This is a genomic window from Cellulomonas bogoriensis 69B4 = DSM 16987 (assembly GCF_000767165.1).
In the GTDB taxonomy this organism is placed as follows: Bacteria; Actinomycetota; Actinomycetes; order Actinomycetales; family Cellulomonadaceae; genus Actinotalea; species Actinotalea bogoriensis.
On record NZ_AXCZ01000140.1, the window covers coordinates 1 to 7,350 of the forward strand.

The window sequence follows — 7,350 nt, forward strand, 5'->3', positions numbered from 1 at the left end:
CGCGCGCCCGGCTCGCCGTGGCCAGGGCGGCGGCCACGACCACCAGCTGCACCACCGACAGCACGGCCGCGGCCCGCAGGTCCAGGAACTGGGTGGTCTGGATCCAGATCTCGGTCTCGACCGTCCCGTACCGCAACCCACCGAGCACCAGGACCACCCCGAACGCAGTGGCGCAGAACAGGAACACGATGGACGCCGCCGACGCGATCGCCGGGGTCAGGGCGGGCAGGGTGACGGTGAGGAACGCCCGCCACGGCGGCGCACCCAGGGACCGGGCGGCCTGCTCCGCGCGGGGGTCCAGGTGCGCCCAGAAGCCCCCGACGGTGCGGACGACCACCGCGTAGTTGAAGAACACCAGGGCGGCGACCACCGCCGCGAACGTCCCGTCCCACCCCAGGAACCCCAACGGGCCCGCGGGCGCCAGCACGGACCGGAACGCGACCCCCACCACGACGGTCGGCAGCACGAACGGGATGATCACGAACGCGCGCACGGCGGTGCGCCCGGGGAACTGGCACCGGTACAGCACGTACGCGCCGGGGATGCCCAGCAGGACCGCGAGCGCGGTGCCGACGGTGGCCTGGGCGAGGGTCAGGCCGATGATGCGCCAGGTGCGGGGGCGGGAGAACACCTCGGCGAACCCGCCGAGGTCCAGTGCCCCGTCGTCGACGAACCCGCGCAGGACGAGGGTGCCGACGGGCAGGGCGAAGAAGACGGCGAGGAACACCAGCGGGACGGCCGCCGCGAGCGTCCACACCGCGCCGCGCATCAGGGTCGCGCGGCGCGGTGCGGACACCAGGTCCCTCACGGGGTGGGCCTGGTCAGCCGATCACCAGCTCGGTCCACTCCTGGATCCAGTCGTCCCGGTTGGCGTCGATGTCCGCGGGGTCCAGGGTGTAGGGGTCCTCGGGCACGGGCGCGAACCGGGCCCAGGCCTCGGGGAGCTCGACGGTGGTGTCCACGGGGAACACGTACATGTTCTCCGGGATGTCGGCCTGCACCTCGGGGCTGAGGAGCCAGTCGATGACCTGGCGGGCGCCGTCGGGGTTCTGGGCACCGGCCAGGACGCCGGCGTACTCGACCTGACGGAAGCACGTGTCGAGCATCGCGCTGGTGGGGCCTTCCTCGGCGTCCTCGTCGGTGACCTCGTATGGCGGGGACGAGGCGTAGGACAGGGCGATGGGGCGGTCGCCCTCGCCGGAGGACCCGGAGAAGTCGACGTAGTAGGCGTCGGACCACCCGGCGGCCACGTGCAGGCCGTTGTCGCGCAGGTCCGTCCAGTAGTCCTGCCACCCGTCCTCGCCGAACTCGGCGATGGTGGCGAGCAGGAACGCCAGGCCCGGTGAGGACGTCGCGGGGTTGGTGACGACCACCAGGTCGGCGTAGGCGGGGTCGGTGAGGTCGGCGAGGGTGGTGGGCTCGGGGACGTCGGCGTCGTCGAACCACTGGTGGTCGATGTTGAGGCACACGTCGCCGACGTTGATGGCGGTGAGGTGGCCGGCGTCGTCGACACCGAGGGCGGTGGCGTCGTCCCCGGCGGCCGGGGACGTGTACGGCTCGAGAACACCCTCGGCGATCGCGCGGGAGGCGAAGGTGTTGTCGATGCCGTAGACGACGTCACCGAGGGGTGCGTCCTGGGTGAGGATCAGCTGGTTGACCAGTGAGCCGCCGTCGCCGGGGGCCCGCTGCTCCAGGGTGAGGCCGGTGCTGGCCTCGAAGTCGGCGATGCGCTCCTCGCTCAGGGCGAACGAGTCGTGGGTGATGAGGACGACGGTGCCGCCCTCGCCGTCGGGCGCGCCGGTGGCGTCGTCGTCGGGGGTGTCGGTGCCGACGGTGGTGCACCCGGCGAGCAGCGCACCGGTGACGGTGACCGCGAGCCAGGGCAGGGCCCGGCGGCGGCGACCGTGCAGGCTGGGCCGCTGCTGGTGGGGGGTGTGGGCGAGGGTGCTCGCCATGGGGTGGTCCTCCTCGTGGTGTGCAGGAGGGGCGGCGCACCGGCCACGGTGGCGTGGCGGCGTGCCTGAGACGTCCCGACTCCCTACGCCGGTGCGAACCGGATCAGGTGCGAGGGTCTGCGGTTGCCCGCACTCTCAGCGTCGGCCCGGGGTGGGGCGTGACGCTCCCCTGTCGTTCGCAGGCAGCCTACCCGCCGGGGGTGGGACCTGGTCCCGACCTGCGGCGGTGGCTGTGCACGGTTACGGTGATCGGGATCGCGCCCGGCACGGACCTGGAGGTACACCCCGTGGGTGAGAGCACCAAGCAGACGATCGTGGCGAAGGTCACGGGTATCGCGGTGGCCGGCGCCGCGGCGTGGGTCGCGCAGAAGGTCCTGAGCAAGGCGTGGACGGCGGTGACCGGTCACGAGCCCCCGGACCCGGAGGACGACTCCGAGGCCCGCCTCGGTGAGATCGCCGCCGCTGCGGTGATCAGCGGTGCGCTCGTGGCGCTGGCCCGGGTGCTGGCCGCGCGGGGCGCCGCCAAGTACGTGAAGTGACGCCGCCACCCGTCTGACGACGCACGGCCGTCCGCCCGAAAACAGCTGGCGCCCGCACCTGCGGTGACGCCACGGTGGTGCCATGGCCTGGAACGTCGTCACCGCACCGGTCCCCAGCACCGCTGAGGGGCCGTGGTCGTGGCACCTGCACGGCGCCGCCCGGGTCAGCAACGACGCGGACGCGCACCTGTGGGGGCACGCCGACCTGCACTACCCGCCCATCTTCTTCGCCTCCCACCTGGGGGCCCGGGAGTACGTCGAGCGCACCCTGCTCGTCGCCGTCCCCGACGGGGTCACCGACCCGACCGCGGAGGACGTCGTCGGGTACGGGTGGGTGGAGCTGCCCCTGGCCGACAACACCCACCTGGGCTACGGGTCGGTGGTGGTGCATCCCTCGCACCGCCGGCACGGGGCGGGCACGGCCCTGGCCGACCAGGTGGAGAAGGTCATCGCCGACGCGGGCCGCGGGACGGTCATCGTGTGGAGCGACCACGCAGGCGAACCCCCCGCCGGGGCCCCCGCCCTGCACCCACCCACCGGGTCCGGGCGCATCGGCCCCCAGGAGCCCGGGGCCCTGTTCGTGGCGGGCCGCGGCTACACCCTGGAGCAGGCCGAGCGGTACAGCATGCTCCGACTGCCCCTGGACGCCGAGACGGTCTCACGCCTGCGCGAGGAGGCGGCGACCGCCGCCGGGGACGACTACCGGACGGTGACCTGGACCGGCCCCGCACCCGACAGGTGGGTGGACCAGGTGGCCGTGCTGCGCACCCGCATGAGCACCGACGTGCCGTCCGCGGCCCTGGACGTCGAGGAGGAGCCCTGGGACGCGGCCCGGGTCCGCAACGCCGAGGCCGAGTCCGCCGCCACCGGGCTGGACCTGCTCACCGTGGCCGTCGAGCACGTGCCCAGCGGCGCGCTCGCGGGGTACACGTACGTGCAGTACCCGACGCGGCCGGACGTGTTCGTGCTGCAGGGCGACACCCTGGTGCTGTCCGAGCACCGTGGGCGACGCCTCGGCATGCTGCTCAAGGCCACGCTCGTGGAGCGGCTGCGGGACGAGCGGCCGGGTGCGGCGCGCGTGCACACCTGGAACGCGGAGGAGAACTCCCACATGCTCGACATCAACGTCGCCCTCGGGTTCCGGCCCATGGGCGTCATCGGGATGTGGCAGCGCCGCACCACGTGACATGTCACGGCTGTGCGACAACGCCCGATGTCTCGGCTCTATGACATCGGGCGTTGTCACGGTACCGTGACCAGCATGAGGTTGGTCAGCAACGAGGCAGCGGCTCGGTGAAGAGCGCGAGCGTCCTCGCGCCATGATCGTCGGGTTCGTGGCCATCTGCCTCGTGGCGCTCGTGACACACCTGCGGAACCGCACGTGGGGGCTGGTGTCGTTCGCCGCGGCCCTGGTCCTGATCGCCGGCGGGACCGCCCTCTGGGGCGACCGCGACACGCTCAGCTCGGCGATGCTCGGCACTCTCCTCGGGATCCCCGCCCTCATCGGAGTCCTCGTGGCGCGCGAACGCCGGGCGAAGAGAGCCACGCACGCACCGCCTGTGACAGGACCCGCGTGAAGGGCTAGCACTACGGCAAGAGCCATGGGGGACGCAAGGCCCTACGGACCGCTGCACACGGGGGTGAGCCTTGACCCGCGGGTGCGGGGCGTGAGCCGGGGGTTTCCCCGGTTCGTGGTGGTCGGCAACGGTGTCCTGGGTCTTGGGCGCCTCGCCGTGGGCGCCGGGACGCTCCTCCTGCCCGGGCAGGGACGGTCGTGGAGGACCACATCGCGATCGTCCTGGCCCACGCCGTCGACGTCCTGCCCTCCCGCCAGGTGGACACGCTCCTGGTATGGGTCCGGATGCGCGCAACGCGCACCGAGCTCACCACGGCACAGGCAGGCGACGACTGACCGGCCCTGACAACGGAGCGGGCACCCGCAAGATGCCGCGTGCTCCGTCGTGATGCACGCCGTGCCGGGAACACTCCCGCGAGCGGGGACAGGACCGCGCGGGGGGGTGGACCCCGGAGCCCTGGGCCGGATCACCCCCGCGAGCGGGGACAGGACGCTGAGGATGGTGACCGGGTGCATGTGGTGCCGGGATCACCCCCGCGAGCGGGGACAGGACGGGTCGCGGTTGCAGGTCGTGTGGGTGTCGGGGGGATCACCCCCGCGAGCGGGGACAGGACCAGAGCACTACGCGCTTCGGTGCCGGACACCTGGGATCACCCCCGCGAGCGGGGACAGGACGTCGATGTCCATGGGTGCCCTAGCCCCGTTGCGGGATCACCCCCGCGAGCGGGGACAGGACGGTGACACGGGGGGTGGTGGTCATGGCCTTTCCGGATCACCCCCGCGAGCGGGGACAGGACTCTCGTACGGAGGCTACGGCGGCTGCTATGGAGGGATCACCCCCGCGAGCGGGGACAGGACCCGGACGGCCACCCCCGTGCGGGCACCCTGCGGGGATCACCCCCGCGAGCGGGGACAGGACAGGGCCCGGTTGTGGGTGACGTGCGCGATGTGGGGATCACCCCCGCGAGCGGGGACAGGACGTGGATGTCCATGGGTGCCCTAGCCCCGTTGCGGGATCACCCCCGCGAGCGGGGACAGGACGGTGACACGGGGGGTGGTGGTCATGGCCTTTCCGGATCACCCCCGCGAGCGGGGACAGGACTCTCGTACGGAGGCTACGGCGGCTGCTATGGAGGGATCACCCCCGCGAGCGGGGACAGGACCCGGACGGCCACCCCCGTGCGGGCACCCTGCGGGGATCACCCCCGCGAGCGGGGACAGGACAGGACGATGCCGTTCCGGCGGGCACGCGTGCCGGGATCACCCCCGCGAGCGGGGACAGGACTTGTGCGGTGACCGTGACGGGGCCGTGCAACGGGGATCACCCCCGCGAGCGGGGACAGGACGAGGCCGCCGACGTCGAGCGGGAGCGGCATGCGGGATCACCCCCGCGAGCGGGGACAGGACGACCCCGGAGCCCTGGGCCTTCACTGGGGGTGGGGATCACCCCCGCGAGCGGGGACAGGACACGGCCCGGTTGTGGGTGACGTGCGCGATGTGGGGATCACCCCCGCGAGCGGGGACAGGACGTTCCGTTCCTGACCGGGGACAACCTGACCAGCGGATCACCCCCGCGAGCGGGGACAGGACCGTCGCGGCCTGGTCAGGGGTGGTCATCGTGTCGGATCACCCCCGCGAGCGGGGACAGGACCGCCTCACCCTCTACCGCGACCCCGAAGTCAAGGGATCACCCCCGCGAGCGGGGACAGGACGAGGGGCCCTGCGGCCGATCCTTCGTCGGGTCGGGATCACCCCCGCGAGCGGGGACAGGACCCGGACGGCCACCCCCGTGCGGGCACCCTGCGGGGATCACCCCCGCGAGCGGGGACAGGACAGGACGATGCCGTTCCGGCGGGCACGCGTGCCGGGATCACCCCCGCGAGCGGGGACAGGACTTGTGCGGTGACCGTGACGGGGCCGTGCAACGGGGATCACCCCCGCGAGCGGGGACAGGACGAGGCCGCCGACGTCGAGCGGGAGCGGCATGCGGGATCACCCCCGCGAGCGGGGACAGGACGACCCCGGAGCCCTGGGCCTTCACTGGGGGTGGGGATCACCCCCGCGAGCGGGGACAGGACACGGCCCGGTTGTGGGTGACGTGCGCGATGTGGGGATCACCCCCGCGAGCGGGGACAGGACGTTCCGTTCCTGACCGGGGACAACCTGACCAGCGGATCACCCCCGCGAGCGGGGACAGGACCGCCCCACCTCCTGTCCCCCGGGGGTGGGGCGCGGATCACCCCCGCGAGCGGGGACAGGACGTCGGGCCCTGCGGCCGATCCTTCGTCGGGTCGGGATCACCCCCGCGAGCGGGGACAGGACCATCGCGGCCTGGTCAGGGGTGGTCATCGTGTCGGATCACCCCCGCGAGCGGGGACAGGACCGCCTCACCCTCTACCGCGACCCCGAAGTCAAGGGATCACCCCCGCGAGCGGGGACAGGACGACCAGCTCAGCTTCTTCACGGTCGAGGTGGGCGGGATCACCCCCGCGAGCGGGGACAGGACAATATCGCCCCGATCCCGGTTGCCACTGCGGGGTGGATCACCCCCGCGAGCGGGGACAGGACGTTCAGCAGGCGGGCGCAGATGATGCGGGCCTGGGATCACCCCCGCGAGCGGGGACAGGACCTGGCCGCCACCCCCCGCCTGACCCTGGCCCAGGGATCACCCCCGCGAGCGGGGACAGGACTCGTCGGACCCCTCGAGGACTTCAGCGAGGGTCGGATCACCCCCGCGAGCGGGGACAGGACCACCGCGGCCTGGTCAGGGGTGGTCATCGTGTCGGATCACCCCCGCGAGCGGGGACAGGACCGCCTCACCCTCTACCGCGACCCCGAAGTCAAGGGATCACCCCCGCGAGCGGGGACAGGACGACCAGCTCAGCTTCTTCACGGTCGAGGTGGGCGGGATCACCCCCGCGAGCGGGGACAGGACAATATCGCCCCGATCCCGGTTGCCACTGCGGGGTGGATCACCCCCGCGAGCGGGGACAGGACGTTCAGCAGGCGGGCGCAGATGATGCGGGCCTGGGATCACCCCCGCGAGCGGGGACAGGACCTGGCCGCCACCCCCCGCCTGACCCTGGCCCAGGGATCACCCCCGCGAGCGGGGACAGGACTCGTCGGACCCCTCGAGGACTTCAGCGAGGGTCGGATCACCCCCGCGAGCGGGGACAGGACCAAGTGTCCGAGCTCGGCGAGTACCTCGAGCGGGGATCACCCCCGCGAGCGGGGACAGGACCGCAACCCACGACCTCCGGCCGAGCCGGAGGGGGGATCA

Annotated in this window: 6 protein-coding genes, 1 CRISPR repeat array and 1 riboswitch; of the genes, 4 read left to right on the top strand and 2 right to left on the bottom strand. The window is 73.0% G+C overall.

Features of this window, described 5'->3' with window-relative positions; genetic code table 11:
• Both N869_RS11405 and N869_RS11410 read right to left on the bottom strand, forming a co-directional pair.
• Positions 1–769, bottom strand: a 769-nt coding sequence (locus N869_RS11405) for an ABC transporter permease (protein WP_156968509.1), incomplete at its 3' end; no start/stop codon positions are given.
• Between the two features lie 52 nt (positions 770–821).
• Positions 822–1,955 carry a thiamine ABC transporter substrate-binding protein gene (locus N869_RS11410; RefSeq protein WP_084137014.1) on the bottom strand — a complete coding sequence of 378 codons (1,134 nt, stop codon included), beginning with the start codon at positions 1,953–1,955 and terminating at the stop codon, positions 822–824.
• 63 nt (positions 1,956–2,018) lie between these two features.
• Positions 2,019–2,136, bottom strand: a riboswitch (TPP riboswitch).
• A 106-nt stretch (positions 2,137–2,242) separates the two neighbouring features.
• Here N869_RS11410 and N869_RS11415 point away from each other — a divergent pair.
• From N869_RS11415 to N869_RS17405, 4 genes are all read left to right on the top strand, one after another.
• Entirely contained in the window at positions 2,243–2,494 is a 252-nt protein-coding gene (locus N869_RS11415) for a DUF4235 domain-containing protein (RefSeq protein WP_052105460.1), read from the top strand.
• Between the two features lie 82 nt (positions 2,495–2,576).
• Positions 2,577–3,680, top strand: a complete 1,104-nt coding sequence (locus tag N869_RS11420; RefSeq protein ID WP_035061762.1) for a GNAT family N-acetyltransferase — start codon at positions 2,577–2,579, stop codon at positions 3,678–3,680.
• Positions 3,681–3,813: 133 nt separating this feature from the next.
• Entirely contained in the window at positions 3,814–4,071 is a 258-nt protein-coding gene (locus N869_RS11425) for a hypothetical protein (RefSeq protein WP_035061764.1), read from the top strand.
• A 197-nt stretch (positions 4,072–4,268) separates the two neighbouring features.
• Positions 4,269–4,406 (top strand): hypothetical protein, encoded by a 138-nt coding sequence (locus N869_RS17405; protein WP_156968508.1) that lies wholly within the window; start codon positions 4,269–4,271, stop codon positions 4,404–4,406.
• A gap of 67 nt (positions 4,407–4,473) precedes the next feature.
• A CRISPR array of direct repeats spans positions 4,474–7,311; the repeat unit is 28 nt; unit sequence GGATCACCCCCGCGAGCGGGGACAGGAC.
• Positions 7,312–7,350: the final 39 nt, after the last annotated feature.

Coding starts and splice junctions, on each gene's coding strand:
- N869_RS11410 (WP_084137014.1), bottom strand. CDS start 1,955: ATGGCGAGCACCCTCGCCCACACCCCCCACCAGCAGCGGCCCAGCCTG.
- N869_RS11420 (WP_035061762.1), top strand. CDS start 2,577: ATGGCCTGGAACGTCGTCACCGCACCGGTCCCCAGCACCGCTGAGGGG.
- N869_RS11425 (WP_035061764.1), top strand. CDS start 3,814: ATGATCGTCGGGTTCGTGGCCATCTGCCTCGTGGCGCTCGTGACACAC.